The sequence below is a fragment of the Ruegeria sp. P8 genome, from assembly GCF_056534665.1.
The window spans coordinates 116,952-141,293 of the sequence record NZ_JBQERC010000006.1; the positions used below are offsets into that span (position 1 = coordinate 116,952).

At 55.5% G+C, this 24,342-nt stretch carries 30 protein-coding genes; 14 read left to right on the forward strand and 16 right to left on the reverse strand.

Features of this window, described 5'->3' with window-relative positions; all coding sequences use genetic code 11:
• Positions 1 to 19: 19 nt before the first annotated feature.
• The 12 genes from ACR0BZ_RS10420 to ACR0BZ_RS10475 form a co-directional block, all read right to left on the reverse strand.
• Positions 20 to 1,075, reverse strand: a complete 1,056-nt coding sequence (locus tag ACR0BZ_RS10420; RefSeq protein WP_152460680.1) for a TrbL/VirB6 family protein — start codon at positions 1,073 to 1,075, stop codon at positions 20 to 22.
• On the reverse strand, positions 1,072 to 1,572 hold the full coding sequence (locus tag ACR0BZ_RS10425) for a hypothetical protein (protein WP_152460681.1): 501 nt from the start codon (positions 1,570 to 1,572) through the stop codon (positions 1,072 to 1,074). The genes ACR0BZ_RS10420 and ACR0BZ_RS10425 overlap by 4 nt, the downstream gene beginning before the upstream one ends.
• On the reverse strand, positions 1,569 to 2,315 hold the full coding sequence (locus ACR0BZ_RS10430) for a type IV secretion system protein (protein ID WP_152460682.1): 747 nt from the start codon (positions 2,313 to 2,315) through the stop codon (positions 1,569 to 1,571). Before ACR0BZ_RS10430 ends, ACR0BZ_RS10425 begins: the two co-directional genes overlap by 4 nt.
• Positions 2,315 to 2,452, reverse strand: a complete 138-nt coding sequence (locus ACR0BZ_RS10435; RefSeq protein ID WP_170425207.1) for a hypothetical protein — start codon at positions 2,450 to 2,452, stop codon at positions 2,315 to 2,317. Before ACR0BZ_RS10435 ends, ACR0BZ_RS10430 begins: the two co-directional genes overlap by 1 nt.
• Positions 2,449 to 4,815, reverse strand: coding sequence for a VirB4 family type IV secretion/conjugal transfer ATPase (locus ACR0BZ_RS10440; RefSeq protein ID WP_480920149.1), 2,367 nt, complete (start codon positions 4,813 to 4,815; stop codon positions 2,449 to 2,451). The genes ACR0BZ_RS10435 and ACR0BZ_RS10440 overlap by 4 nt, the downstream gene beginning before the upstream one ends.
• A complete protein-coding gene (locus ACR0BZ_RS10445) occupies positions 4,808 to 5,086 on the reverse strand; it encodes a VirB3 family type IV secretion system protein (protein WP_480920150.1) in 279 nt (92 codons plus the stop codon). The genes ACR0BZ_RS10440 and ACR0BZ_RS10445 overlap by 8 nt, the downstream gene beginning before the upstream one ends.
• A 3-nt stretch (positions 5,087 to 5,089) precedes the next feature.
• On the reverse strand, positions 5,090 to 5,371 hold the full coding sequence (locus ACR0BZ_RS10450; protein ID WP_480920151.1) for a hypothetical protein: 282 nt from the start codon (positions 5,369 to 5,371) through the stop codon (positions 5,090 to 5,092).
• Positions 5,368 to 6,012 carry a lytic transglycosylase domain-containing protein gene (locus ACR0BZ_RS10455; protein ID WP_480920152.1) on the reverse strand — a complete coding sequence of 215 codons (645 nt, stop codon included), beginning with the start codon at positions 6,010 to 6,012 and terminating at the stop codon, positions 5,368 to 5,370. Before ACR0BZ_RS10455 ends, ACR0BZ_RS10450 begins: the two co-directional genes overlap by 4 nt.
• Positions 6,009 to 6,434, reverse strand: a complete 426-nt coding sequence (locus ACR0BZ_RS10460; protein WP_152460687.1) for a TSCPD domain-containing protein — start codon at positions 6,432 to 6,434, stop codon at positions 6,009 to 6,011. Before ACR0BZ_RS10460 ends, ACR0BZ_RS10455 begins: the two co-directional genes overlap by 4 nt.
• A complete protein-coding gene (locus ACR0BZ_RS10465; protein WP_170686497.1) occupies positions 6,431 to 7,063 on the reverse strand; it encodes a hypothetical protein in 633 nt (210 codons plus the stop codon). The genes ACR0BZ_RS10460 and ACR0BZ_RS10465 overlap by 4 nt, the downstream gene beginning before the upstream one ends.
• A gap of 468 nt (positions 7,064 to 7,531) precedes the next feature.
• A complete protein-coding gene (locus ACR0BZ_RS10470; protein ID WP_170634636.1) occupies positions 7,532 to 7,945 on the reverse strand; it encodes a thermonuclease family protein in 414 nt (137 codons plus the stop codon).
• Between the two features lie 48 nt (positions 7,946 to 7,993).
• Positions 7,994 to 8,350, reverse strand: coding sequence for a hypothetical protein (locus tag ACR0BZ_RS10475; RefSeq protein ID WP_142638830.1), 357 nt, complete (start codon positions 8,348 to 8,350; stop codon positions 7,994 to 7,996).
• Positions 8,351 to 8,733: 383 nt separating this feature from the next.
• Here ACR0BZ_RS10475 and ACR0BZ_RS10480 point away from each other — a divergent pair, with 383 nt between their 5' ends.
• The 3 genes from ACR0BZ_RS10480 to ACR0BZ_RS10490 all read left to right on the forward strand — a co-directional run bounded on the left by ACR0BZ_RS10480 (position 8,734) and on the right by ACR0BZ_RS10490 (position 12,026).
• Positions 8,734 to 9,228 (forward strand): hypothetical protein, encoded by a 495-nt coding sequence (locus ACR0BZ_RS10480; protein WP_209251506.1) that lies wholly within the window; start codon positions 8,734 to 8,736, stop codon positions 9,226 to 9,228.
• Positions 9,229 to 9,596: 368 nt separating this feature from the next.
• The gene (locus ACR0BZ_RS10485) at positions 9,597 to 10,874 is read left to right on the forward strand and encodes a helix-turn-helix domain-containing protein (RefSeq protein WP_170634640.1); all 1,278 of its coding nucleotides are present in this window, start codon (positions 9,597 to 9,599) and stop codon (positions 10,872 to 10,874) included.
• Positions 10,875 to 11,072: 198 nt separating this feature from the next.
• Positions 11,073 to 12,026, forward strand: a complete 954-nt coding sequence (locus tag ACR0BZ_RS10490) for a helix-turn-helix transcriptional regulator (protein WP_170634642.1) — start codon at positions 11,073 to 11,075, stop codon at positions 12,024 to 12,026.
• 416 nt (positions 12,027 to 12,442) lie between these two features.
• Here the strand turns inward: ACR0BZ_RS10490 and ACR0BZ_RS10495 are convergent, their stop codons facing one another.
• Together ACR0BZ_RS10495 and mntR are read right to left on the reverse strand one after the other, a co-directional pair.
• Positions 12,443 to 12,940: a L,D-transpeptidase family protein gene (locus tag ACR0BZ_RS10495; RefSeq protein ID WP_170634645.1), complete on the reverse strand. Its 498-nt coding sequence runs from the start codon at positions 12,938 to 12,940 to the stop codon at positions 12,443 to 12,445.
• Positions 12,941 to 13,410: 470 nt separating this feature from the next.
• Positions 13,411 to 13,863 (reverse strand): manganese-binding transcriptional regulator MntR, encoded by a 453-nt coding sequence (gene mntR, locus ACR0BZ_RS10500; RefSeq protein ID WP_170634647.1) that lies wholly within the window; start codon positions 13,861 to 13,863, stop codon positions 13,411 to 13,413.
• 116 nt (positions 13,864 to 13,979) lie between these two features.
• Here mntR and ACR0BZ_RS10505 point away from each other — a divergent pair, with 116 nt between their 5' ends.
• The 4 genes from ACR0BZ_RS10505 to phnE are packed head-to-tail and all read left to right on the forward strand — an operon-like array spanning position 13,980 to position 18,203.
• A complete protein-coding gene (locus tag ACR0BZ_RS10505) occupies positions 13,980 to 15,833 on the forward strand; it encodes a cytochrome c peroxidase (RefSeq protein ID WP_170634649.1) in 1,854 nt (617 codons plus the stop codon).
• On the forward strand, positions 15,833 to 16,693 hold the full coding sequence (locus ACR0BZ_RS10510; protein ID WP_170634651.1) for a phosphate/phosphite/phosphonate ABC transporter substrate-binding protein: 861 nt from the start codon (positions 15,833 to 15,835) through the stop codon (positions 16,691 to 16,693). The genes ACR0BZ_RS10505 and ACR0BZ_RS10510 overlap by 1 nt, the downstream gene beginning before the upstream one ends.
• Complete coding sequence (locus tag ACR0BZ_RS10515; RefSeq protein WP_209251504.1) at positions 16,690 to 17,460, forward strand: phosphonate ABC transporter ATP-binding protein; 771 nt, start codon at positions 16,690 to 16,692, stop codon at positions 17,458 to 17,460. Before ACR0BZ_RS10510 ends, ACR0BZ_RS10515 begins: the two co-directional genes overlap by 4 nt.
• Positions 17,460 to 18,203, forward strand: a complete 744-nt coding sequence (gene phnE / locus ACR0BZ_RS10520) for a phosphonate ABC transporter, permease protein PhnE (RefSeq protein ID WP_209251502.1) — start codon at positions 17,460 to 17,462, stop codon at positions 18,201 to 18,203. Before ACR0BZ_RS10515 ends, phnE begins: the two co-directional genes overlap by 1 nt.
• 197 nt (positions 18,204 to 18,400) lie before the next feature.
• Here phnE and ACR0BZ_RS10525 read toward each other — a convergent pair whose 3' ends face one another.
• Together ACR0BZ_RS10525 and ACR0BZ_RS10530 are read right to left on the reverse strand one after the other, a co-directional pair.
• A complete protein-coding gene (locus ACR0BZ_RS10525) occupies positions 18,401 to 19,162 on the reverse strand; it encodes a transglutaminase-like domain-containing protein (RefSeq protein ID WP_170634657.1) in 762 nt (253 codons plus the stop codon).
• 97 nt (positions 19,163 to 19,259) lie between these two features.
• On the reverse strand, positions 19,260 to 19,688 hold the full coding sequence (locus ACR0BZ_RS10530) for a MerR family transcriptional regulator (protein WP_170634659.1): 429 nt from the start codon (positions 19,686 to 19,688) through the stop codon (positions 19,260 to 19,262).
• Positions 19,689 to 19,901: 213 nt separating this feature from the next.
• On the opposite strand from ACR0BZ_RS10530, the gene ACR0BZ_RS10535 reads away from it, so the two are divergent.
• The 7 genes from ACR0BZ_RS10535 (at position 19,902) to ACR0BZ_RS10565 (ending at position 24,301) form a co-directional block, all read left to right on the forward strand.
• The gene (locus tag ACR0BZ_RS10535; protein WP_209251500.1) at positions 19,902 to 20,465 is read left to right on the forward strand and encodes an SCO family protein; all 564 of its coding nucleotides are present in this window, start codon (positions 19,902 to 19,904) and stop codon (positions 20,463 to 20,465) included.
• A 5-nt stretch (positions 20,466 to 20,470) separates the two neighbouring features.
• Positions 20,471 to 20,893, forward strand: a complete 423-nt coding sequence (locus tag ACR0BZ_RS10540) for a disulfide bond formation protein B (RefSeq protein WP_209251498.1) — start codon at positions 20,471 to 20,473, stop codon at positions 20,891 to 20,893.
• The gene (locus ACR0BZ_RS10545) at positions 20,890 to 21,549 is read left to right on the forward strand and encodes a DsbA family protein (protein WP_209251496.1); all 660 of its coding nucleotides are present in this window, start codon (positions 20,890 to 20,892) and stop codon (positions 21,547 to 21,549) included. Before ACR0BZ_RS10540 ends, ACR0BZ_RS10545 begins: the two co-directional genes overlap by 4 nt.
• Before the next feature lie 18 nt (positions 21,550 to 21,567).
• Positions 21,568 to 22,047 carry a copper chaperone PCu(A)C gene (locus tag ACR0BZ_RS10550; RefSeq protein WP_209251495.1) on the forward strand — a complete coding sequence of 160 codons (480 nt, stop codon included), beginning with the start codon at positions 21,568 to 21,570 and terminating at the stop codon, positions 22,045 to 22,047.
• Positions 22,047 to 22,673: an SCO family protein gene (locus tag ACR0BZ_RS10555; RefSeq protein WP_209251494.1), complete on the forward strand. Its 627-nt coding sequence runs from the start codon at positions 22,047 to 22,049 to the stop codon at positions 22,671 to 22,673. Before ACR0BZ_RS10550 ends, ACR0BZ_RS10555 begins: the two co-directional genes overlap by 1 nt.
• Complete coding sequence (locus ACR0BZ_RS10560; protein ID WP_209251493.1) at positions 22,670 to 24,037, forward strand: M23 family metallopeptidase; 1,368 nt, start codon at positions 22,670 to 22,672, stop codon at positions 24,035 to 24,037. Before ACR0BZ_RS10555 ends, ACR0BZ_RS10560 begins: the two co-directional genes overlap by 4 nt.
• Before the next feature lie 99 nt (positions 24,038 to 24,136).
• Entirely contained in the window at positions 24,137 to 24,301 is a 165-nt protein-coding gene (locus ACR0BZ_RS10565; protein WP_170481525.1) for a hypothetical protein, read from the forward strand.
• The last annotated feature ends 41 nt before the right edge of the window (positions 24,302 to 24,342 follow it).

Genomic DNA, 24,342 nt, shown 5'->3' on the forward strand with positions numbered 1-24,342 from the left:
ATTTGCTCTGTACCTCGATTTATGAAGATTTATTGGCGCGAGCTTGTCGAATGCTCTGCCGGTAACGGTCAGCGGCGTAGCTCTGACGAGCTGCCCCATCCTGATTTCGGGCTCTGTGCGCTATGTCCCGACGCGCTTGCATTGCGCGAGACGCGCTGTCACGAACGCCAGTCCCGTCACGTGCTGCGGAAGCCATAGCAGCGGCAGTTTTCCCACCGGCTACTGCACCCCTTGCGCCGTCGCTTGCAGTGCCCAATGCACTTCTTGCGGCTGCTGCAGCACCAGTTGCCACGGCAAGACCCGAGGATGCCGAAACGATTGCACCCGACATCCCGCCCGCGAGCGACGGGATCTGCGTGAGCATCACGATTGAAACAATGCAGATCGCCAAAAACCGGCCACTGGCCTCCATATTGTTCACATCCTCAACAGCGGTCAGTTCGGAGCTGAAAAGGGCCTGAATAAGAGAAACGATGCCTGTCAGAACGACGATGACCATGATCAGGCCAACAGTCGTTTTCGCCCAGGCTGCGAAGATATTGGCTGTTGCCGAGCTGAGCAGCGTTGCGATGAAAACAGGCGCTAGACCCAGCAGGACCGCTAGACCGCCTTTTGCGATCAGCGCCATGCCGGTGCCAAAAGCAACGATGACAGCCCCAACAACCCAGAGAATAGCCCCGGTGATGCTCAGACCCCAGGTTGCGTTTTCAATAGCCTGCTGGCCCATCAAGAAACACTGAAGCGCAATGTCATCGAGTGCTTCCCAGACATTTGTTGTGCCGGTCAGTTCTCCGGCAATCGTGTCTGGGAGGCTCGAAATGCCCTGATAAATGGGTTGAAAGAAGCTCCAGCTAGAAGCCATACCAATGATGATCGTCGCCCGAATGATCCAGCCGACATAGCCACCAAACCCGATTTCTCGGATTTGAAGCACACCGTTGATCAGCATTGCCACGAAGATCAGCGCGGCTATTGCCCAGAGGGCGGATGCTAGATCCGCCGCCAGGCTGTTGTATGCTTGCTGCGAGAAGTTATTTAGCGCAGCCTCAATCGAGCTGACGAAATCTTGGATCACGGCCCACAAGCCTCCTCAATTGCAGGGCGCAGAGCTTCCAGACGGGTCCGTTGCTCTTTTTTCAGCGCGGCAAGATTGTCGGACGGTTGGGTCCAAAACTCGTCTTGGTCAGCTCCGACCTTTTGGGCGGCGTCCTCACGGCTTAAACCGCCCAGCGGACATTCGGTGCTGAAGGTCTCGCCAGATTTGCGCAGAATGCATTGCTCGATGGTGGCCTCGTGCGCAGCGATGACCTGTTCATTCAGGATCACCACCGACCAGTTGGTCACAAGAGGCTGCTTGTCTGCGGATTGGCCCGCTTCGGCCATGCGCGCTTGATCGTTTTTGACGAATTGACGACCGTACTCACGCGCACCCGAGTACCCAAGGCACTTACGATATTCACCGAACGGCATATCGACCTTGGGTGATGGGCGCAGCTTCACCTGTGCCGATGCAGCCCCCGACATAACGGCGGCGGCTGCAATGGTCAGGATGAGAGTTGAGCGGAGTTTCATTGTGAGGTTCCTCGTACATAGTTGCTGAGTGTCGAAAGATCGGCAGCGGTTGCAGCCAGATCCGTGCCCGACGCCAGAGCATTAGCCGAGGTTGCGCGTAAGATTTCAATTTCAACCTGAAGGAGTTTAAGGAGAACCGCCGTGTTGTAGTCGATTGCATCCTTCAGATCTTCTTGCTGACCGATTTCACCGCGCAGCTTTTCTGCATCTTCGGAGAGCTGACCGGCCATGTCATAGCCATTCTCACCCAAGGCCGATGCCATCAAGCCAGCGCCACCTCGCTCCGAGAGAATGCGCCGGGCTGGCACGTCTGACGTACTGAATTCTTTAAGGATTCCATTGTTCAGCCCCAGGCTGATTGATCGGCGTTCCATCGCGAGTCCGGCGACGCCTGGAAGATCGCCAATCGTATCTTCGGTCGCGTTCAAGGCGTATCCAAGCGTGTCAGCTGCCGTTGCCAGTTTCAGAAAGCTGCGGCTGTTGAACTGGTCCAGATCCGTCAGACCACTGATGGTTTTGAGGGAGTTTTCGAGCAGTGCCCTCTGCTGCTCGAGCTTCTCATATTGTTGCATCAGCTGTTCGTATTGGCGGACCATTTCCGCGACTTCGCGGGCCGAATTGGCTGCGTCCTGTGCAATGGCCGTGGCGTCGATGGTCGGAACACCTTGGGCTGCCGTCATAACTGGCAGGGCGGCCAGAACCGAAACAGCAATGGTTGTGCGGAATTTCTTTGAAATATCCATCAGACAAACTCCAAGTTTTCAGGGGAGGTCATGCGCTCAAAGTCACAGGCGCATTTGCTGCGATAGCCCGAATAGGTGCTGGTGCAGGCCGAGACAGCGGCCAGAACTACAAGGGTGATGACAAGGCGGGCTTTCATGTGATTTCCTTCCAGAAGTTGGGGTTTTTTCGCCAGTCAGGATCAGGGAACGATTTTCCGTCTGATCCGCTCAGAACACGAAGAAGCGGGCCGAGCGCGCCGACATCGACATCGAGCCAAACACTCTCATCACCTTTCTTCATGAGCATTACGCGGTCGCCAAAATGCGCCCTCAGCGCGCCCAGCTCTGAATCGTTCAAGCCGATTGCCCGGTAGTCTGCTTCATTGCCGGATCGAGAGGGGAACAAGAGTTGCGTGCTGGTGTTTTCCAGGATCGACTTACTTGCCGCTGACGACAGGAGGTGATCGGGGATCTGCGTCATCATCATCATCATGACGTTCAGCTTCCGATACGTGGTGTAGGCATTTATGAGGATGCCAGCGCCATAAGGGTTGCCAGCAATTACCCATGCTTCATCAATCACAAAGACAGTGGGTATCTTGGTGGCGCAGCGGCGTTCAATCTGGCGCATGACGTAGCTGATCCATGCCAGCCGCACCAATTCGTCATCCAGAACCTCAGAAATATCGAACACAAGATGACGGTCGCCAGCAGCAAACGGATCTGAGCCACCCTCGCCAAACATCCAGGACAAGCGGCCTTCGCCCGCCCATTCACTTGCACGCTTGTACAGGTTCTTGTCATCGTCAAAGGCTCTGAACCGTTCCACCAGTGAATCGAAGTTCTGAAGCGCAGGCGGCAAAGTGGCATTGGCTTGGCAAGCCCTTGTGATTTCATCCTTCTGATCGGTGGTCAGTGGTTCGTCATAGCTCAACAGGGCAATGACCCAATTGGCGAGCCAGCTTTGCCCAGCCTCATCCGTCTCGGTCTGAAAAGGGTTCATGCCGGTTGGCTCACCAACTCGGACGCGGATGTACTGCGCACCGAGCGCCCGCATTGGAGCCTCCATTGCCCGGTCTTTGTCAAAAGCGATGATCCGCGCGCCCTGTGCAACCGCCATTGTTGCCAGCAGCATCGCGATCACAGTTTTACCCGAGCCGTTCGGTCCAAGAACGATCGTATGCCCGGAGGGCAGGTTTTCAGGGTCGTTACTGGTCTTGGGAAGGTGCAGCGAAACATCGTAGCTGTCCCCGTGTGTCGTCGGGAAAGTCGCCAATGGCCCCGGCCAAGGTAGCTTTTCCGCATCCAACCCTTTGGGGCGCATGTGGAACGCAACCATATCCGCAAAGTTCTGGTCCGTGATCAGTTCTTCACGGGCGCGGAACGCGAAATTGCCGGGGTGCTGTGCGAAGTACACGGCACGGGCCGACATCGCTTCGCGCTTCACCGTGCCACCCGAAATCTGGATTTCACCGATGATGTGTTTTTCGGCGGTTTTCAGATCTTCCTCGTTCCCAAACACGCAGATCGACAGGTGGTGCTTGCCGAGTGACATGGTGCCGGAGGCAATGCCGTCCGCCAGAATGGACAAATCCTCTTCAAGCGACTTTGCCTTGTCGCCTGCCGAGCGCATTTGTCCCGACTTGCGGCGTTCCATTTCCTGCGCCTGGGCGCGGCTGATCGGCAGGAAGGATTGCGAAATCACGACATCAACCGGCAGGTCTAGCCCGTCGAAAATGCCGGGGAACGAAGCCATCGGGTAATTCTTCAGGGAATAGACACGGATGGAGCGTTCCTGATCGTCGCCCGTGACCAGTTTGCCGCGCTTGCCCTGAAACAGCACATCCTCTTGCGGCATGTTGAAGGCGATGGGTTCTGCAATGTTCGTGTGAATGATCGGCTGATACCGACCGTTCAACAGCATTCCATAATAGCCGAGCCAACGCCCCTCGCTGAGCTTCAGCCGGCGCATACGGGCCTCGCCCAGCGTGCCCGCCAGTGTTGTGAACACACCGTCGAGCTGTTCCATCATTTCGCGGCGTTCCTCGTCTATCGTTCCAGACGACATGCCGAACATCTGTTTTGCCCGCTCATCCTGCCGCTTTTGCAGAATGGCGCTGATGATGATCTTGCGTTCTTTCAGCTCTGCATCGACGGACGCTGAGCGCATGGCCTGCGCCACTGCACCGGCAAAGCCGGTTGGATCTGTGATGACATGACCAGTCTCAGCTGGGACGGTCAGTCGATGAACATAAAAGGCCACCTCATTGGGTGTCGTGCGCAATACACGCTCAAACCGTTCGGCCAGGAACTCGAACTCGTTTTCGTCCAGCGTGTTTGCGTTGATTCCGGTGATTTCTGCAGCGGCGATGAGGCCACCGTTGCGTGTAGAAATGACCTCATCGTCCACGACATAGCCATACGGCAACATCTGAAAGAGGCTCATTTCATGCTTGTGCCAGCTCGGCTCGATCAACGAGCGGGCAAGGGTCCACATGCCTCGGGCAGCAGGCTTAGGCACTATAGTAATCTCCCCCATGGTGCTGGCGGTTTTTGGTGCGCGGAGTTTTGGAAAGGGTTACGGACAGGACGCGGAAGAAAGCCGGTTCCCATTCGTAAAAGAGGCGAAGCCCGGTGTAGAAAACAAAACCCGCAATGATTGCTGACGCTATCCCGAACATGAAGAACGAAAGCATGGTCATCCCGAGAATCACCAGCAGATAGATCACGGGTAGGCCGCCCCATTCTGCGGGGCGGCTCAGGCCGCGAAAGACCGTATTGCGGCGCGGCATCAATCAGGCTCCGATGAATGTATCAGCCAGGCCGATAACAGCGCCAACGACGATAGCGATTACCGGGCCTTTCAACGAACCCCAGCCGAACACATAGGCGAGACAGCCCCAGATGAAGCCGACAGCGGCAAGGCTGACGCCAACAACCTTCGAGTCGGCCAGCGTTTCGTTGATGAAATCGCCAATGGCATCTTGCAACCAGCCAGCGGAGGCGGGCGCTGCGGTGATGATGAACGTAGTGATCGCGAAAAACGCCATCTGCTGGTAGAAGTGGGTTCTTTTCATGAGGAAGTGCTCACTTTGCTGAGAATGGTCCGCACGTAGTTGCGGGTTTCGGTGAAGGGGGGGACGCCGCCATATTCGACGACGCGGTGAGGCCCGGCGTTGTAGGCGGCAAGCGCCAGCTTCCAGGTTCCGAACTCGCGATACTGCGCCGCCAAATAGCGGGCACCACCGTCGAGATTTTCTGCAGGGTTCTTTGGGTTCACGCCCAGGTCTTTCGCCGTTCCCGGCATGAGCTGTGCAAAGCCATAGGCACCTTTGGGTGACAGAGCGTCAGCCCGATACCGGCTTTCCTGCCAGACCAGCGCCATGAACAACTCGGCCGGAATGTCATGACGTTCCGCCGCTGCGTGGATTTCTTTGACGATCCGCTCCTGCGACCAGCCGCCCGAGGATCTGCGAGGCCGCGGTGCCTTGCCCGCAATCTCGATCTTTTCCTGTGGCTTGGCCTTCGGCGCTTCCGGTTTTTCGTCAAGCGTGTACTCACGCATCCGGATTGGCCGAACGACGCCATTGACGATTTCTGCCCGCGCACCGTTCAGAAACACGCTGCCATCCGGCTCGTATTCGATGACCTGGGCGCTTGCGCCGGTCGCCACAAATGCCGTGGAGACGAGCAGAAGGGGCCGCATTGCTGCGATCATTCGGATTTCTCCTTTGCTTGAGTTGGCGAGGAATTGGAGGGGTTCTGTTCGTCGCCGGTCGCGGCCACGTACTCATCAGTCCAGGACGGCGGAATGCTGACAGCATCCACCAACCAGCCTGCGAGACTTGCGTATTCTTCGCCACCAAGGGCCGAAGTCTTGCGAGCGATAGAGCGCGACAGAAACGAAGCTGCTACGCCGTGCTGCAGCAACAGCGAAATCAGAACGCACAGATCATGCAGATGGTATTCGAGGTCGCTGCCAGAGCGAAAACCGCCGCTATAGAACACTTCACGGGGTTTGATTGGCGACGCCGGATCATACCCGATGGTGACAAAGGCAGTGTGCCCTTGCGGAGTTTCAACGCGGCGTGTTTCAGCCAGCCGACGATCAGGAAGAACTTTGCGCGCAGGCTTGTTCATGACAAAGCTCCCTGCGCATCAAGTTCCGCTTGTCGGATTTGCATTGCGAAATCCACTTCAAGGCGCAGCTCAACGACCACTTCAAGCGGCATAACGATGTCCAGCCAGACACCCTCACGGATCAGGTGAACGTGATAGGTGGCGTTTGGGTAAACGAACCAAAGGGCTTCATGCCGGTTCAGAACGTCGCGCGCGGTGTCGGCGTCGATTGTGCCTGACAGGTCGCAACCGAATTTCAGGGTTGCGTATGAGTTGGCATAGTTTGCTCGGCTGCTGCTTTGGATGAGCGCAGCGGCCTTTTCCGGTGAAGCAAAGCGGAACAGCTCTTTCGGACCCAACGCCTTGTTAACGTCTGCGTGCAACTTCAAGGCTTTGTAGAGCCGATTTGCACGGACATACTCAAGATCATTGAGGACATGGAACATTTCGAGCGCGATTCCGAAAGCCGTGGCGCGGGCATCGCTTTCCAGCCAGTATTCGCGCATTCCGCGCTTGATGGTTGACCGTTCTCCGGCAAGGTGGCGGATTACGGTGAGAATGTCCTTACGGGCTTGCTCGAAGCTCTGGGCGGCAGGCACCCAGCGCCGATCAATCTTGCTTTCGATAGTGTCGAAGGCCACTGTGATCACCTTTCCGCCTTTCAAAAAATAGGTCAGTAGTTTTTACATAATTACTATTATGAGGTTGAGGTTCCGATCATCTGAGCAGCAGGAAATTGGATGCCGGGACACAGCACTGAGCCCTTCGCGGGCTTCGTAGAAAGCCAGCATTCAGCTTGGATCAATCAGCCGGAAGGTCTGACCAAAGTGTCGGGGATGTCCTGTTCGGCGCTGTCGCTGGTCAGTGCTGCGCCGTCGCAAGCGCAGACACGTTGTTCAGGGTCGCACCCATTGACTCTGGCGCGGTGCTGTCCGATCTAAGATCGGCATCTAGGGTTACTGTTTTTACCATAGTACAGTTCTCTCTTGATGTTTGAGGAATGCCCGGATGGATTTGGGGCGTTTCTTGTCCTGTCGGTTGTTGGCGCAATCGACAGGACCGCTCACTGCTCGGTGGTTTTGTTCTGTTGTCACTAAATCGTTGTTTGATCCTTTCCTTCAGCCGCACCAGGACCGGCGTTTGCCGCCATAGTATGGGCGCGCGAGACCCTCGGAAATCAGAATGGCCCCGACCTCCTGCCCAGCGACACGCCCAACCGCTAGGAAGCGGTCATGCACGTCCAGATCTGGTTGGATGACCAGCTCTATCTGGTCCGCCGACTGGATGAGCTCTGTCAGCCTTGCTTTCGCTTTCAATCCCAGAGTTTTTTCCGCACGGCATTGCGGCCGATAGGTCTCCGGCGCATCAAACCCAACAAGCCGATATCGGTGTTCGCCATGATCGAGCGTATCGCCGTCAACGGCAGTCACTTCGGACGCGCTAAGGGTCTTTGTTTGTTTTGATGGTTCAATCCAGACCGCAACAAAGAACAAAGACGCGAGTGTAGCGCTGAGAAACAAGAGCCGTTTCATGTGCCCTGCCCCAGTAATTTGATGAGCCAGGTTCTCGAACGTGCCAGATCAGGTTTTGGATTTCGCGTCCAGAGCCTGCGCCGCTTCCAGACCCTCTGGAGTGATCGACTCGATTGTGTAGTCCGATTTGACGCAAAGAATGCGCCCGTCGCCAAATTCCTGGTGATGCTTAAAAAGCCCCGGCCAAAGATCGAACTCTCTGGGCTCAGCGCCCGCGCGAGAGATCTTCGACTTGCACAAGGCCCCGACATAGTTCGGAGAGCTATAAATGCAGTGGTACTTTGGTCGTCCAAGGGAAGCGAGTCCGATAAATTCGTAGCGGCATGTAAAGGGAACCTGATCTTCTTTCAGGCCCCGGACCATCTCGATGGTTACCACAGTGTATTGTCTCTTGTTGTCCGCCATGACGACCCCCTATGGGCCGTCTTCTACATCCAAAAGTTGTGGACTAAAACACAATCTACGTCAATATAAGAAAGTCAGCCGATTTACGATATTGGATTGTCAGAAATATATTGGCCGGATATTGCTTAAGCGATTCGCAAGCAGGAGAGACCATCTTGAAACACTCAAAATCCAGGAATAGAACTCGCGCGAAGGTCCTTGCAGTTGCACTCGCTGCACTGCCGGCCACGCAGGCCAGTGCCTATCCAATTGACTGTGCCATATTCCTTTGCCTCGCCGGAGGTTGGCCAAGTTCGGCTGATTGCGTCGCAGCCAAGGCGGAGTTCATTCGGCGCATCACGCCCTACCCGGTCGAACCTCCGCTTCAACTCTGGCGCTGTCCGATGAATACGTCACACAGCCCCTCGGACTTGGGTCCTATGGAACGGTTGGAAGCCATCAAGCGCACCAGTGCTAGCCCAGTTCCAGAACTTCCATCGGATGACACCGCTAAGCCATTACTGGTAGACGCATCGATCTCGATAGAAGAGATCCAGTCACATCACGGCCAATACGGTGACGGTTTCCAAGCCACCCCGATCAGCGTCGATCTTTCCTCTTCCGATTTCGACGTTGTGAGGTCCATCAGGGTTTGGGATGTGCGCCACTACAGCTATCGCCGTCGGTCGCGAGAGGACGACTGCGAGCGTTCGCTTGATCTGGTCGTTGGCAGCTATGACGACAACGTAAGCTTTCAATGGTCCGATCACGCCCCCGCGCCAATCCCAGCCTGGCTGCCCCTTGGCAATCGTTGTGAACCTCCCAGCTTCTTCCGCGGCGTTGGTGTTGAGTGGACCGACATTTTCGGGTTCAGCGATTACGAGCTCATCCGATACTGACATTGTTTGTCTAGTGGGTGAATGCGTTGCCCCTGCTGATGCCAATAAGCTTGCCAGCCGGATTGGCACCGAGGTCGTCTGGGCCAGAGGAACACCCTAGTCCCAAAAACAAAAAACCCCCGCAAGGCGGGGCCTCAGCGGGGATCTTCCTAAGTCACGTTTGATCACCTGATTTATAGGAAACTCCCAATTTACTGACAAGGATAAACGCATCTGTGCGAACGGTTTTTCTGTGTCTTTTCGCTGAGGTTCAACCCGCTTTGCTTCCCCGATGAGAAGTAGAACATGAGACCGTTGAACCATTCCGAATTCCATGCCCCGCAAAGACGCGATGCCAATACTGACCTTTTCCAAGGGAAGCCAAAACAATGAGCTTTCGGCAGATCGCATCCACACATCACCACGAAAACATACCTTTTCACAACGGCCTTCCCGAGGGTTGGAACCGAGACAGGTTTCGACAGCTCTGTGTGTGCTATGCGCAAATCAGGGGCGCTTCGGCCCAGTGTATTCGCACCTTTGAGATCATCATCGACATGATCTCGCCATGCGTGTTTCGAGACCCGTCTCAGGAACCCTTTTGCTACGCGCGCCAGGAAACACTGATTGCCGGGCGTGGCGTGACAGATCGGACAATCCACAATCACGAACGAGAACTGGAATTGATTGGCCTGCTCCAACGCAGGCTTGGTGCAAATGGGGCGCGCTGTAAGCGCAAGGGGCTCGGCCTCTTTCTGACCCCTGCTCTGAACCTCATTTCAGAGATGCGCGACGCAGACGAGCAAAGCAAAGCCGAGAAGAAAGAACATGACGAGCTGCGCGGGGATCGATCACGGCTGTATCGATATGTGAAACACAGCCTGGCCGTGCTTGCCTCACTCCCCTGCCCTCCTGAAGGTTTCGACGCGAAGATGGACGCGTTTCGGTCCTGGCCGCGCGCAGACAAGCTGAAATACATGTCGCTGGAGGCGCTCAAGCTACACGTTCAAGCGGCTCATGACCTTTGGAAATGGATCGAAGATCATGTCGCAAAACCCGGTGAAATTTCGGGTGAACCCGAAGCCCGTTTCGGGTCCCATATACAAGACCAAATTGAAGAAACAATTCTGTCCTGTAACGCCGATGGCGAGAGTTCAATGTCCTCGGCAAAAGCCTCGGAACCAGATTGTTCCGGCTTCGGGCCTGACGGCCCTCCGAATTGCTTAGAAAGCAATCATCCGACAGATACGGCATCACGCAAGGCCCAAAAACTACCGCGGGTGAACAATCGCATCCTTTATGAACTGGCCTCACCCGAGTTGCGCATGCATATCGATATCGCCGGTGGTGGAGATCAGAATTCCAAGCCAAGCCTCTTTGCGATTGAGACCGGTGTTTGGTCCCGACTTTCGGAGATTGGCACCAATGTCTCCGCCTGGCACGCGGCGATTGATCGGTTGACCATCATGGGAGCGATCCTGGCTGGAGTAATCACGGATGCGAGGCTGAGTGATCCGCGGTTGCCGCCCGTGGTTAATTCGGGTGGATACCTTCGCGGCATGGTGCAAGCTGAAGAACGGGGTAAATTGAACCTGATTTCCAGTTTCATGGGGCTTTTGGCGCGTAGAGCCCGAGAGGAGGAAGACGGGCTTCCGCAAGACCACTAGAGCGGGTTTTAGCTGTGTCGGATTATGCCCGCCAGCTGCTCAAATTGACGTGTCTCATCGGCAGGATATCGCTCTGTTTCCGCCTCCAGAACAGAACCGTATTCAAATCTGTGATTGGCTACGGGAATTCCCGAGTAGTTTGTTCAGCTTTAGGTTGCTAATCGGCCCCAACGGCAACGCGGAACAGAAAGACAGCTTATGAAAATCGCGGATATTGGCAATTCTGAACTGGATTTCAGGCAAACAGGCGAAGCGCGCCTCCAGGAGATTTGCTCCAGGTTTGGACTGGAAAATGCGTCCTACGCCCATATCGACAAGTATCACAACGTTGTCCACGGCTGCACCACGTTCCCGGCCGAATGGGTCAGGCATTACGTCGACAACGATCTGGTTCTGGCCGATCCCCTCATTCGCTTTGGCGCTGCAATGATTGCACCAATTGATTGGGCTGTGTTTGATGACCAGCGTGAACATGCACCGCTATTCGAGGCTGCAAGGGAATTTGGTGTGGGTCAGAACGGCCTTTCCATTCCGGCTATCAATCCGTTTGGTGAGCGTGGTGTTTTTACGGTTACGTCCAATCTGCCGCGGTCTGAGTGGGACGCCTTGGTCGCTACAATGCTCCCTGCCCTTCGCCATGAGGCACAGGTCCTGCATCTGCTTGCGCTAGATGTCATTGAAACCGTATTCAACTTTCCCTCGGATTCCCTGTCTGGCGATGAACTGGATGTGTTGAAGATGCTCGCGTCGGGTTTGATACCGTCTGTCATTGCCAGGCAGACGGGGCATTCTTCGCGAATGGTAGAGGCACTGACTGCTTCGATCACCACCAAGCTCAAAAGCCGGACGATTGAACAGGCAGTGGCGCGGGCAGTCAGTACTGGATTTCTTAAGTGGAGCGATTTCTTTGCCGACCCTGTGGCCGAACTGGTCAATATGGAAAGTCAGCGACTATGCGGTGGGATCGTCCGTTGGGGTGGCAGGTCTCACGAGTTTATCGCTTTTGAAGACGGCAGACTGGTTCGGAACGCTGATAGCTTTCAGCCGGTCCAGATCACGGATCTCGTGAGAGAGTTTAACTTGAGTGCAAACGAGGTGGTCGAGGAACTTGCGCGTAACATTGATCAAAGATTGCGGATTAGGTATCTCTGAATTCGGCTAAAACGCACTGCTTTGTCTTTGAAAAGACCGCAGGCGCAAGTTTCACGTAATTTCGCTTACGCCGCTGTGCCACCGTAGTAGAGCCCACTCTAACTCTGGTTTCTAAATCTCCTATTCTGCTGAAAACGCGTCACGTTCAAAGCTTGGCTACAGAGCCCTTAGACGCGAGGGCAGCAGATGCTGTCACCTTCGTTCGAACAGCCAAAAATTGGAGATTGAGGCCTTATCTCTGCAATGCCCTGGTATACTGGAGGATCTTGCCCAGCGTGGTTTCACAGGAGGTGCTGACCCGTTCGCCGAAACAGCGAGTCTGGCGTTGGCCGTGAAAGCTCCAGTAATAGCTTCTGACGCCGTCAACGTAGCGCTAAGGCAAATCCGCAATCGTTGTCTATTTGGAACCTGTCCCTCTATGAATAGATTTCAATTGGCGTTCCGTCTTTGACCATAGCGTAGATCTCTTCAATCTCCTGATCTGTGACAGCGACGCACCCTGCGGTCCAGTCACGCTTGTTCGTGGGATCAATTCCAGGGCGAGGGCCGCCATGGATAAAAATATCACCGCCCGGAGAACGACCCCGAGCTCGGGCAAACGCAGAATCCGCCTCGTTCGGATAAGAGATTCCGATTGAAAGATGGAAAAGGCTTTCGGGATTGCGACGGTCAATTACATAGGAGCCTTCAGGTGTTCGCCCGTCTCCTTCGAATTGCTTGTGACCTTCGGGGGCAAATCCGAGTCCAATCGGAAAAGTCCGCAAGACACGCTCACTACCATCGAGGATAAGTAGGCGCTGCCCTTTGTATAGCCGAAGCCGAGTCACAACCGGCCCATTGTAAGTACGGAACTTGTTTGCACAGCCAGACAAAAAGGCGGCTATGAAGCCAGAGAGAAACAAACGTCTTTTCATAGGAACTGCCCGGCTCATTTTGATTTTTTCAAAAGAATATCACTAAAGGCCAGTTGAACAAAGGTGTATTGGATCTCACTAGGACAGGAACCGAAAACCAAGTGATCAGTTGTGGCCACCTCGTCAGCAGTGCAATGAGTGACACTTTGATTTCGACATTTGTTATTCTTACGCAACCTTTCAGTTTTCGCCTATTCAGTATCGAGATCGCTGCTGTAGTCAGGTTTTTTGCCGCTGGAAATCTTGACGCCGATTATTAAGCGAGCCAGACCGTCTACCGAATTGGATTCTTGTTCTAAGGGTTCGTTCACTACGCTGCACCTGTATCGATTTTCAGGTACCACGTAGTTTCGCGCCGGGCCACCCACCCTCAGATAGCGTCACTGTCTAGCTGCAACTTAGGACAATCTCTGTCTATCTGAAATTAGATCTACCAAATTTCGCAAACATATTTGAGGCTCTATTTGTTTCTACTTTGCTTCATCGGCCCGCCCAACGAACCGTTCAAACACTGCAAGAGTTTCGTCACTTACATGATGCTCAATACCTTCAGCGTCATGCTCTGCCACTTCCGGTGAAACGCCCAAGGCGATCAGGAACTCCACGACAATCCGGTGACGCCTTCTACAAGCTTCCGCCAATTGACGCCCGGCATCGGTCAACTGAAGTGAGCGGTAAGGTATTTGCTCAATGAAACCCTCTCGTTTCAAACGAGTCAAATTTTTGGAAACCGTAGGTTGGGTCACGCCCAATCGCTCGGCTATTTCGACCGGGCGCGCTGCACCATTCTGATGGATCAGCTCCGCGATAAGTTCAACGTAGTCTTCAACCATTTCGCTTTGGTGAGCCTGTCGCACAGCCTCAAACCCGCTCGCCTGGGTATCAATACTACGATCTGAATTTACCGGTTTTGTTTCGGTCATCGGCTCATGATTACGTCGCTGGTCTAGTCTCCAGTGTATGCACCTGAAAGCCGAGCTTGACAATGAGCATGCCTTCATCCTTAAATTAGACAAGGCTAACTTAAATAGACAGTGCTATGAAACATCTGATAGCGTCCACACTTCTTTGCGCACTGCCAGTGATCGCGGATGCCACGGCGATTGAAGAATCTCCTTGGGCCCCGCGCGCTGCCGCGTATCGACTGACCTTGTTCATGGGAAATCTAACCCCGGTTCCCTGGGATGAAATTGAGAGGAGTTGGACTTCGCCCGCACCTGGCAGTGACATTCAGGTCGCTCCCCTATCACGCGTCTCCGACAACGAAGCGCTTGCGATCAACCAAGCTATGCAAGCCGAAGATCGGCAGGCGCTGTTCGAAGCAAGCACAACTGCCATTGCGGAGGGAATCCTGCGCCATCTGGATGTCGCAAAGACCGCGCTGGGTCAGCCTGAGGCGGCCCGCGAGGTCGCGCAAGCGGCTGCTCTGTTCCGCGCATTCGAAGATGGTATCAAGGCTGCGGACACGTCGGCGGCTCGCGACCTGGGCCGGGCATGGCTGGTTCTGAACTCCACCCTTGGCAGCGCAGGAGTACTGGGCAACGGCGCCCAAACGGTGGATGCCGACCAATTTGCAGAAGCTCAGGCCATTGTCGCTGCCTATATTCGTGCCAACTATCTGCCATCCGAGTATGCCCAACGCGACAAGTTAACACCGCTGCCTGAAACAGTTGTGCTTTCCGGCGAACAAATCACAATGCCCGCCACGCTGCCGCCAGGGTCAAACATCGGAGATCAGGCGCAGCTGCCGCGGCTGGTTCTTCAGTTTGAGGAGGCGGGTGAGGATGAAGCTAATCTACCGCTGGTGGCCTACGGTGACATGCTGTTCGACAGCCCCGAAATCTTCGGCGGCCCGGCGCGTGAGTTGGGCATCGCCTGCTCGACCTGCCACAACCGCTCCGACGTGAACCGGGATTTCTTCATTCCGGGCCTTTCATCCCATCCGGGTGGGATGGATGTGGACGGATCGTTTTTCAATCCAATGTTCAATGACCGGACCGATGATCACTTGGACACGCCTTCTATGCGTGGCATCCGCTTTACCGCACCTTATGGCCGCGACGGGCGCGAACCCAGCCTGCGCCGGTTCATCCGAAATGTGATTGTGACCGAATTCGCGGGAAAGGAACCAACGCCGTTCCAACTGGACGCGCTGGAAGCCTATGTCAAACAGTTCGACTTTCTTCCCAACCCAAAGATCGACCGGTCCGGCAAGCTGACCGATCTGGCGTCAGATGCCGCCAAGCGCGGGGAGTTGCTGTTCAACACCAAATTTGCCGGACTTGGTGACAAATCCTGCGCTTCGTGTCACACGCCTGACCGTCAGTTCCGCGATGGTCTGACCTACGACATCGGCAGCGCTGAACCACCATTCCCCGGCGGCACGGCTTCTGCGTTCGAAACCCCGACGCTGCGCAACGTCAATTTCACTGCACCTTACATGCATGACGGATCGCTGCCGACGCTGGCCAGCGTTGTTGACTGGTTCAATGATACCAAAAATTTGGGTTTGGACGAAGCACAGCGCGCAGATCTGACGGCCTACGTCGAAGCTGTTGGAGACGGTGAAGACCCCTATCAAGTATTCGAAGGTCGCAACAGCGTATTCCGCTTGTCCTGGGAAGAGCTGACGACATTCGCCAGTACGCTCGATACCCTGCTGCCGATGCAGGATGCCGAAAACATAGCGGTTCTGATCGACACGGTAGCTCCTGATCTGGCCGCGGATGCCAGTGTCATGGTCAATCAGAACGCCAAGCCCGAAATCTACGAATTCGCCGCGATCCTGCGAGCGGTTGGCGATGCCAGCGCCGAAGGAAACTGGACCGAAGCCATCCGCCAGTGGGAACTGTTCAAGTCCATGCAGGCCGAAATTGACGAGAGGATGTTCTGATGTTGTCGCGCCGCAATTTTCTGGTCGCTGCAGCCGCATCTGCAGCCATGCCCGTAATGGCTGCAACTGACCAGGGGCTGAAGCTGGCCTTCATCCCGCAGGAGAACCCCGAAAAGCTGTTGGGTGACATCAACGTCATCACCGGCTGGCTTTCAGAGCAGATGGGCGTCCCGGTCACGGGGTTTGTCACGTTCGACCACGCTGCTGCCGTTGAGGCGCTGCGCAACGGTGATGCCGATATCTCGTTCATGGGAGCGTTGCCCTTTGTGTTGGCCGAAGACCAGATCGGCGCCGTACCGCTATTGTCCGAGGTTTATCGCGGGCAACCCAGCTATTCGGGCCGGGTCTTCGTGCGGCGTGACAGCGGAATCGAAGCGCTGGCCGATCTCCGGGGACGTGACATCGCCTTTTCCGATCCGGTCTCGGAATCCGGTTACATCTATCCGCTTGATCTGTTTGTGCGCGCCGGGCTGTTCGCGGGCACGGGCGATGCCGACAGCTTTTTCGGGCAGAAATTCTTTGCTGGCGGATATCAGCAAGCGATGCAGGCCATGGCCAACGGACTGGTCGATGCGGCAGGCGCAAGCCAGTATGCCGATCTCTATCTGACCCCGGATCAGCAGGCCGAGGTCAAGGTGCTGGCGGAATCAGAACAAATTCCCAGCCACGCAATCATTGCCCGCCCTGATCTGGACGCCGGGCTGCAGGCAAAGTTCATTGAAACCATGCTGCGCCTCAACGAGAGTGAGAACCGTCATCTGTTGGCCTACCTCTATGGCCCGGATGGCTATCTTCCTGCTGATCCATCGGTTTACGAGGGCGTGCGCGAGACTGCGCGGCGGTATGGGTTTCTGAAATGAATCCTGTAGTTTCACTCAACGCGATATCGCAACACTTTGCCAGTGCAGCGGCGCTTACAGAAGTTTCACTATCAGTGCAGCCCGGTGAAAGCGTCGCGCTACTCGGTCCTTCGGGTGCGGGCAAATCAACGATGCTGGCTTTGTTGGACGGTCGTTTGCGTGGTTGGCACGGCGAAGCCCAGGTGCTTGGCAAGCCACTTTTGGCAACTGGGGTTCCATCCCGCGAGGACCGTGCCAATACCGGCTTTATCTTTCAGGAATTCGCACTGGTTGATCGGCAGAGTGTTTATCAGAATGTAATGAACGGTCGGATGGGCCGGATGAATATCTGGTCTTCGCTTTGGGGGCGGTTCCGGGAAGAGGACCACATGTGCGTGACACGGGCGCTTCAGGATACGGGGCTGTCAGACCTGGCAAGCCGCCGTGCCGATCAGTTGTCGGGTGGGCAACGGCAGCGCGTTGCGATTGCCAGATGTCTGGCACAAGAACCCGAGTTGATCCTTGCGGATGAGCCCGTCAGCAATTTGGACCCTGCTCACGCCGAACGAATTCTGAGCCTGATCACAAGCTCTGCACGTAGCCGTGGTATCGGCGTCATTTTCAGCTCGCATCAGCCGGATCTGTCGCGCCGCTTTGCCGAGCGCATCATAGGCCTGCGAGATGGCGTGGTATTGTTCGACAAACCGTCGGCTCAATTTACCAGCGGGGACATCGACGAGCTGTATCACGGCGCCAGTGTCACATCGGGGCTGCGTGTAGTCAGTTGATGGGCCGATCTGTCATTTGGGTCATGCTGGCTCTGGCGATCCTGTGGTCGCTGACCAGCGGGGATATGGGATTGGGCAAGCTGCCAGGCGCAGGGCCCCGTCTGGCAGAGTTTATGGGGCGCATGATCCCACCTGACCTGTCCGTTTGGCGCGAGGTTCTGACAGGGCTGGCGGAGACACTGAGGATCGCCATTCTGGGAACATTGTTCGCTGTAATCCTGTCCTCGGGACTGGCCCTTCTGGCCTCTGAAACTATGGTGTCACCAACAATTTGGCGCCCCGTCCGCGCCTTGCTGGCGGTTATCCGGTCGATCCCGCTGATCCTGGTCGCCATGCTAATGGTGGGCGCTGTTGGGTTGGGACCACTTCCCGGTATTCTGGCAATCACATTTCACGCGACTGGCATGTTGGCAAAGTTCTATGCGGAAGCCATCGACAACGTTGCTACCGCTCCTGTGGCGGCGCTTGAAAGCGCGGGAGCCAACAGAATTCAACAGTTGCGTTGGGCGATCTGGCCGCAGATGGCGCCTGTGATCATGCGCGATACCGTATTTCGGTTTGAACTAAATCTGCGCGAAAGCCTGATACTGGGCATTGTCGGTGCCGGTGGCATCGGGCTGTATGTGCAAACCTATGTACGGTCGTTTCAGTATGAAAAGGCTGCGACCGTGACGTTGGCAATCATTGTTCTGGTTTTATTGTCAGAGGCGCTGAATACGGCCTTGCAAAAACGGTTCAACTAAGCCGGAATCTCCCAATTCTCCAAGGAAAAGGCTCGTGTCTTTCCTTTCTTCCATCGCGGTTGAAGGTTGGATGCTTCGCTTGAAACCGGGCCGGTGTAGTCTGCTACACACCCCCTCACGCTGGTTTGTTAAGGCCTCAAGCTTGCTAGATTGAAAGTCGCCTGCGTTGAGGAAAATTCTTGGTGCCAATCTAGCGTTCAAACGGATTCACCGCTGTTTCCATGGGAATGTGTTGCCGAAACATTTGCTACCAGCCTGCCAGTGCGTAGTGCTCTGACACGTGCGTTCATCCAATGCCTCACGACGACTCGGTACATCAGTTCACGGAAAAAGCCAAAGTTCTGCCTGTGACGGACATAGAAGGAGTCAGGGGAGTCAAAGACCCCAAAATCCTGCACGATGCCGTTTCTTTGAATGTATGTGTCACGGCCTTCCCATTCGACCTGGGGATCGCTCAGGCAATCCGTCCCCACACCATACCCACACAGGCTTTCTGTTTTGGGAAATGTCTGCTGCAACACGCGTAAGAAAAGCTCATCCAGAATAAAGCCTTCCAGCTTTAGCCACGTACCCTCTGCTTCGACTTCGACCCATGAATGCACAATCTCCATCGGCGCCATCGGATAGAAAAGCTCGGGAACCACACCCCTCTGCAATTCTTTGTGGATCGTAAAGCCATGCAAACGGCATCGGATACCGCTGCCGCGAAACAGTGCCATCAGAAGAGTGCCCTTGGTATTGCATTGCCCATAGCCATTGGCGAGTACCTCTGACGCCGGGATATCGTCTGCACGGTTGTAACCAAAGGCAATCTCGTTACGCACGAAATCATAAATAGCGCCAATTCGATCCAATACAGGCAGATCGGGCCAGCTCCGTTCCGTTATGAGCCCCAAAATTGCGGGTGTTTCAAAATCAAGCAGAGGTGTGGCGGTTAGCAACGGGTCTCGGTTCAGCATTTGGTCTCTCGTCGAATCAACTCAGAAAGACTTTTAACTGCTATAGTGACTATAGCTTCAAGAGGCTAATTCCAGTTCGCAATAACGCTGCCCGGGGTTACGCGCCGATTTCTTCGTGATCAGTAAGACATTCGGAATGATCGCGCAGAACTTCGAGAACACGACAGTCCGAGGTGTTGCCGCCACTGCATTCATGCACCATGCGCTCCAGCTCGGTCCGCAACGCTTCCAGCCGCGCCATTCTTTGCTCAATCTGTTTGAGTTGCCGGCGCGCGATACTGTCGGCTTCATGACATGGGCGATCCGGATCGTCGGACAAATCAAGCAGTTCGCGTATCGCCTCAAGCGAAAACCCCAATTGGCGGGAATGACGGATGAATGCAAGGCGATCCAGTTCGGCATGGCCGTAACGCCTCTGGCCACCTTCGGTGCGCCCCGGTTCCGGCATAAGTCCGATCTGCTCGTAGTAGCGGATCGTCTGAACCTTGGTTCCGGTCTTTTTTCCGAGCGTTCCGATCGTCAGCATCTGGGTCTCCTTGCAAAGTTACAGCTTATGTAGGTTCGCGTCGACACCGCACAATAGTACCTTCCAGCCGGTGGACCTGTGACACCCAGCCGCAGGCTCAAAAACCCCTTTGAACCTCTAGCAGGTAGAGGGTGTACATGCCGTTCTGAACCAAGAATCACAGGCGGACGGCTAACTTTGAAACTGACCGTGTTTCAGAAAATCTTATGGGTAATGGCTGGTGTCGCAACGGCGGCATTTGCCTATCTGATGCTGTGGTCAGAATATAGACCTGCGCGGATTGAGGAGGGGTCTGTCCCGTTCGAAGCCAGGTTCGAACTGACAGATCACTCTGGTGTTGTCCGTACTCAGAACGACTTTGCGGGCAAATGGATGTTGGTGTTTTTTGGGTTCACCAACTGCCCGGACGTATGCCCTACAACACTGTCTGAGGTAGCAGCAGTGCAGGAAGGGCTGGGCGACCAATCAAACCAAGTGCAACCTATCTTCATTTCAATTGACCCCGAACGCGACACTCCGGCCGTCCTGGCCGAGTATGTGCCACTTTTCGATGCGGGGATCATTGGGCTTACAGGCACGCCAGAACAGATTGCGCAAACGTCCAAGACCTTTCCGATATTCTACGAACGGATCGAACAAACCCCTGCGCCGGATGGATATACGATGGGGCATACCTCTCATCTGTTTCTGTTCAACAAGGACGCTGGATTCGTCCAGTCCTGGTCCTATGGCACGCCTGCCGAAGAAATTCTTGCGGATCTGAAACAGAGACTCTGAGCACCATGTCCCGGTTTTCTAAAGATACACTTCTCGGCCTGGCCTGGGCGATTGCCTTGGTTGCTTCTCTTTCTGTTCTGTTCATTGGAGAGATCCTGGGGCAGACGCCCTGTGTGCTGTGCTGGTTCCAGCGCGCGTTCATGTTCCCATTGGCGATCGTACTGGGGCTTGGCCTGTGGTGGCAGGACCAGAACGTGGGCCGATACGGGATAGCACTGGCATTGGGGGGCGCCGTTGTCGCCTTGTGGCACATGGGCCTGTATGCTGGTCTGATCCCGGAAAAAATCCAACCATGCTCGGCAAGTGGTCCGTCCTGCACCGACGCAAATCAATCTGTTTTGGGCATCCCGATTCCGCTGATGGCGCTCGTTTCATTCGCGCTGATCGGCGTTCTGTGCGCCCTTTCACTCAAGGAGAAACAAGTATGAACAGACGTGGCATGATCTTGTCCGTTCTCGCGCTCGGTGGGGCCGGATTCGGGGCCGCCGCCTGGTACGTGAACCGAACGACTGCTTCAGGCAACACCGAGCCTGTCGCACCCGAAATCGCCGAAACACTTATCCGTTCCTACTCGCCTGTTCTCGGCCCTAAAGACGCACCGGTTACAATTGTCGAATTTTTCGATCCGGCTTGTGAAGCCTGCCGTGCCTTTCATCCGGTCGTGAAGGACATAATGGCTCAGCATGGAGACGCCGTGCGTGTTGTGATCCGGTACACCCCTTTCCATGGCGAAGGCTCAGAGGAGGCGATCCGCGTGCTTGAAGCGGCACGCATGCAGGGGGTCTTTGAACCGGTCCTGGAAGCCGTGCTGCGAGAGCAGCCCAAATGGGCCGCGCATGGTGCGCCTGAGCCTGGTCTTATTATTCGAATTGCAGCAGCGGCGGGACTGGATGCCGAGGCAGCGCAGGCACAAATGCTTGCGCCCCAGACAGTTGGTGTTCTCAATCAGGATCGCGCTGATGTCGAAGCGGCCGGTATAAGGCAAACTCCGACATTCTTCGTCAATGGCAAATCTCTGGATCCGTTTGGTGAGGCTGAATTGAGGCGCCTGGTCGCTGCAGAAGTTGCAGCACTGCAAAGCTGAGCAGTAGCGAGAGGTACTATGAGACTCACTGCAAAAAATACTCTTCTGGCAGGTGTACTGAGTGCATTCGGTCTGACGGCCATTCTCTCGGCACCGGTTCTGGCAGGGGGCAACGATGTTGTCGTTGAAGATGCCTGGTCGCGCGCTTCTATTGGCTCCAACCGACCTGGGGTCGCTTACATGACGATCCGCAACACCGGCAATGAGGCCGTCACGCTGACGTCTATCCGCACCGATCTTGCGAGGATGCCCGAGATCCATCAGACATCGACCAATGCAGAGGGCGTCAGTTCCATGGCACCCGCTGGCGAGCTGGAAATTGCGCCGGGTGGTTTCGTAGCGCTTGAGCCGGGCGGGCTCCACGCAATGCTCATGCGGCTGCAACGCCCTATGATCGAAGGCGAGCGCTTTACGCTGACTCTTATCTTTGCTGATGGCGCAGAAAAGACCGTCAACGTGCCGATATTTGGCATCGCGGCGCGAGGCCCCGAGAGCTGATGCAGCGGCGACGCGTTCTCACATTCGGGTCTGCTGGACTTGGAGCAATCGGCCTGACGCTCTTTGCCGGATGGTGGCAAGTGGATGGGCCGGGAGCGGCTCAATCCGATCGCCTTCGCCCCCTTGCGTTGTCGGACATGAACTTTCGCATGGTTGATCACGAAGGGATCACCGTCACCCCGCAATCGCTGGTCGGACGTGCAACAATGGTGTTCTTCGGCTTTACCTACTGCCCGGATGTTTGCCCGACGACTCTTTCGGATATTTCCCTCTGGCTGGATGATCTGGGCAATGACGCGGACGAGTTGAACGTCGTGTTTATAACCGTAGACTCTGAAAGGGACACGGTCGATGCCATGGCCGATTATGTCAGCTACTTTCATCCGGCTATTCGCGGTTGGGTCGGCGTTTCGGACCAAATCGCGCAAGCCGCAGACGACTTTCGCGCCAATTATGAAAAAGTTCCACTGGAAGATGGCGACTACACAATGAACCACACCGCAAGTGTTTTTCTGTTTAACCCCACAGGCGAATTTGTCAGCACCATCGACTATCATGAGCAGAGAGAGTTCGCTGTACCCAAGATCCGCCGCGCTTTGAAAAGTGGAGCGGATACAACATCATGAACGCACGGTTTCTAGCAACCTCGGCGATCGCGATCAGCAGCGTCTCGATTGCTTCGATCATGTTCATTGCCTCGAACAGGTCTGAAATGACGGCGCCTGCGCCCACGGTCTTTCAGCTGCCCAAACTTCCTGCGGAACCGCAGATCACATCGGCTCCGTTGCTGAATGTACCATCGGCAGAACTCGCTCCAAGCCCCGTTTCGTTTCGACCTGCTCAGCCGGAACCCATTCAGGCAGAGGAACCTTTGCCACCTGTTGAACCACCTTCACGAACATGGACGCGCGAGCTTGCAGTGGGTGACACACTCGACAGTATGCTGTCTGACGCGGGGATCGACGCAACCGATCGCGCCGAAATCGCACTTGCACTTGGCGCTGAATACGACTTGCGGCGCTTGCGGCCGGGTCACTCGATAACAGTCGTTGCAACGGCAGCGGATCAACTGTGGAGTGTGGAGCTCGCCGTGGAAGATGGCGTGAGAATTGAAGTGACACTTAGCGAGACGTTGTCCACGCGCGTGGTCTCACCGGAACCCGACACTGTCATTCTGGCCCGCAAAACAGAGATCGAAACTTCGATTTCAAATGCGCTGAGTAGCGCAAAGATCCCGGTTCGTTTTGCGGTGGATCTCGCTCAGATGCTGAGCGGGACAGTGGATTTTCGGAGGGACCTGACAGGTGGTGAAGCTCTCCGTCTTCTCTGGCGCGAAAAGAGCATCGATGGCGAGAGGGTGGGCCAGTCCGAGCTCATTTTTGCGGCGCTGGAAGTTGATGATCGGCTTTACGAAATAGCATGGCCAGACGACGACAACGGTCGCGCCACGATCTATGTTGATGGTGAACTTCTTCGTGTCTTTGCCCAACCCGTCGAAGGCGCGCGCCTGAGTTCAGTCTTTGGTCGGCGAAAACACCCGGTCTACGGCAATGTGCGGATGCATACAGGTGTCGATTTTGCTGCTGCACGCGGCACGCCGGTACATGCGACAGCTCCGGGCCGGGTATCCTATGTTGGTTGGCGCGGGGGGTATGGGCGTGTGGTGGAAATCGCTCATGGATCGGATACGGTCACGCGATATACGCATCTTAGCGCAACCGCCGATGGTCTGGCCAAAGGTCAGCGCGTGGAGGCTGGCGAGATGGTTGGCCGTGTCGGGTCGAGCGGCACCGCGACCGGCCCCAATCTTCATTATGAAGTATTGGTTGACGGGCGCCCAACGGACCCGCTTTCTGACGACCGACTTGCTGCCGCTGCGAACAACGAGGTTGAAAGCGAAGCAGCGCGAAAACGCTTAAGAAATGCTCGGGCACAGCTTGAGGAACAGCTGGGCAATACCGTCGCCAAAAAAAGCGAATCTAGTTCGTGAGAGTTTCTTAAAACGGCTTCAGGTGCGCGGCTATCAGTTAGCGGGTATGCGCACCTGAAGCGAACTGCACTGCAGAAGAACCAAATCAGAGGATGTAAGATGATGGCAATCGCGGGGGCCTTGGTTGGCGCCGTTTGGGGTGGGGTCCTGGCAAAGCGCCGGAATGGCAACAGCCTTGATATTCTTCAATACGCTACAGGATATGCCATCGCTTTTGGCCTGGTGGCGTTCTTTCTTTCGATCGCAGTTGTGCGCCTGATGTAACGCGCCAGTAAGCGAGGCGAAAGCCGGACACCTTGAAGTCC

Coding starts and splice junctions, on each gene's coding strand:
- ACR0BZ_RS10425 (WP_152460681.1), bottom strand. CDS start 1,572: ATGAAACTCCGCTCAACTCTCATCCTGACCATTGCAGCCGCCGCCGTT.
- ACR0BZ_RS10430 (WP_152460682.1), bottom strand. CDS start 2,315: ATGGATATTTCAAAGAAATTCCGCACAACCATTGCTGTTTCGGTTCTG.
- ACR0BZ_RS10435 (WP_170425207.1), bottom strand. CDS start 2,452: ATGAAAGCCCGCCTTGTCATCACCCTTGTAGTTCTGGCCGCTGTCTCG.
- ACR0BZ_RS10445 (WP_480920150.1), bottom strand. CDS start 5,086: ATGCCGCGCCGCAATACGGTCTTTCGCGGCCTGAGCCGCCCCGCAGAA.
- ACR0BZ_RS10450 (WP_480920151.1), bottom strand. CDS start 5,371: ATGAAAAGAACCCACTTCTACCAGCAGATGGCGTTTTTCGCGATCACT.
- ACR0BZ_RS10455 (WP_480920152.1), bottom strand. CDS start 6,012: ATGATCGCAGCAATGCGGCCCCTTCTGCTCGTCTCCACGGCATTTGTG.
- ACR0BZ_RS10460 (WP_152460687.1), bottom strand. CDS start 6,434: ATGAACAAGCCTGCGCGCAAAGTTCTTCCTGATCGTCGGCTGGCTGAA.
- ACR0BZ_RS10470 (WP_170634636.1), bottom strand. CDS start 7,945: ATGAAACGGCTCTTGTTTCTCAGCGCTACACTCGCGTCTTTGTTCTTT.
- ACR0BZ_RS10475 (WP_142638830.1), bottom strand. CDS start 8,350: ATGGCGGACAACAAGAGACAATACACTGTGGTAACCATCGAGATGGTC.
- ACR0BZ_RS10480 (WP_209251506.1), top strand. CDS start 8,734: ATGAATACGTCACACAGCCCCTCGGACTTGGGTCCTATGGAACGGTTG.
- ACR0BZ_RS10485 (WP_170634640.1), top strand. CDS start 9,597: ATGAGCTTTCGGCAGATCGCATCCACACATCACCACGAAAACATACCT.
- ACR0BZ_RS10490 (WP_170634642.1), top strand. CDS start 11,073: ATGAAAATCGCGGATATTGGCAATTCTGAACTGGATTTCAGGCAAACA.
- ACR0BZ_RS10495 (WP_170634645.1), bottom strand. CDS start 12,940: ATGAAAAGACGTTTGTTTCTCTCTGGCTTCATAGCCGCCTTTTTGTCT.
- mntR (WP_170634647.1), bottom strand. CDS start 13,863: ATGACCGAAACAAAACCGGTAAATTCAGATCGTAGTATTGATACCCAG.
- ACR0BZ_RS10505 (WP_170634649.1), top strand. CDS start 13,980: ATGAAACATCTGATAGCGTCCACACTTCTTTGCGCACTGCCAGTGATC.
- ACR0BZ_RS10510 (WP_170634651.1), top strand. CDS start 15,833: ATGTTGTCGCGCCGCAATTTTCTGGTCGCTGCAGCCGCATCTGCAGCC.
- ACR0BZ_RS10515 (WP_209251504.1), top strand. CDS start 16,690: ATGAATCCTGTAGTTTCACTCAACGCGATATCGCAACACTTTGCCAGT.
- phnE (WP_209251502.1), top strand. CDS start 17,460: ATGGGCCGATCTGTCATTTGGGTCATGCTGGCTCTGGCGATCCTGTGG.
- ACR0BZ_RS10525 (WP_170634657.1), bottom strand. CDS start 19,162: ATGCTGAACCGAGACCCGTTGCTAACCGCCACACCTCTGCTTGATTTT.
- ACR0BZ_RS10530 (WP_170634659.1), bottom strand. CDS start 19,688: ATGCTGACGATCGGAACGCTCGGAAAAAAGACCGGAACCAAGGTTCAG.
- ACR0BZ_RS10535 (WP_209251500.1), top strand. CDS start 19,902: ATGGCTGGTGTCGCAACGGCGGCATTTGCCTATCTGATGCTGTGGTCA.
- ACR0BZ_RS10540 (WP_209251498.1), top strand. CDS start 20,471: ATGTCCCGGTTTTCTAAAGATACACTTCTCGGCCTGGCCTGGGCGATT.
- ACR0BZ_RS10545 (WP_209251496.1), top strand. CDS start 20,890: ATGAACAGACGTGGCATGATCTTGTCCGTTCTCGCGCTCGGTGGGGCC.
- ACR0BZ_RS10550 (WP_209251495.1), top strand. CDS start 21,568: ATGAGACTCACTGCAAAAAATACTCTTCTGGCAGGTGTACTGAGTGCA.
- ACR0BZ_RS10555 (WP_209251494.1), top strand. CDS start 22,047: ATGCAGCGGCGACGCGTTCTCACATTCGGGTCTGCTGGACTTGGAGCA.
- ACR0BZ_RS10560 (WP_209251493.1), top strand. CDS start 22,670: ATGAACGCACGGTTTCTAGCAACCTCGGCGATCGCGATCAGCAGCGTC.
- ACR0BZ_RS10565 (WP_170481525.1), top strand. CDS start 24,137: ATGATGGCAATCGCGGGGGCCTTGGTTGGCGCCGTTTGGGGTGGGGTC.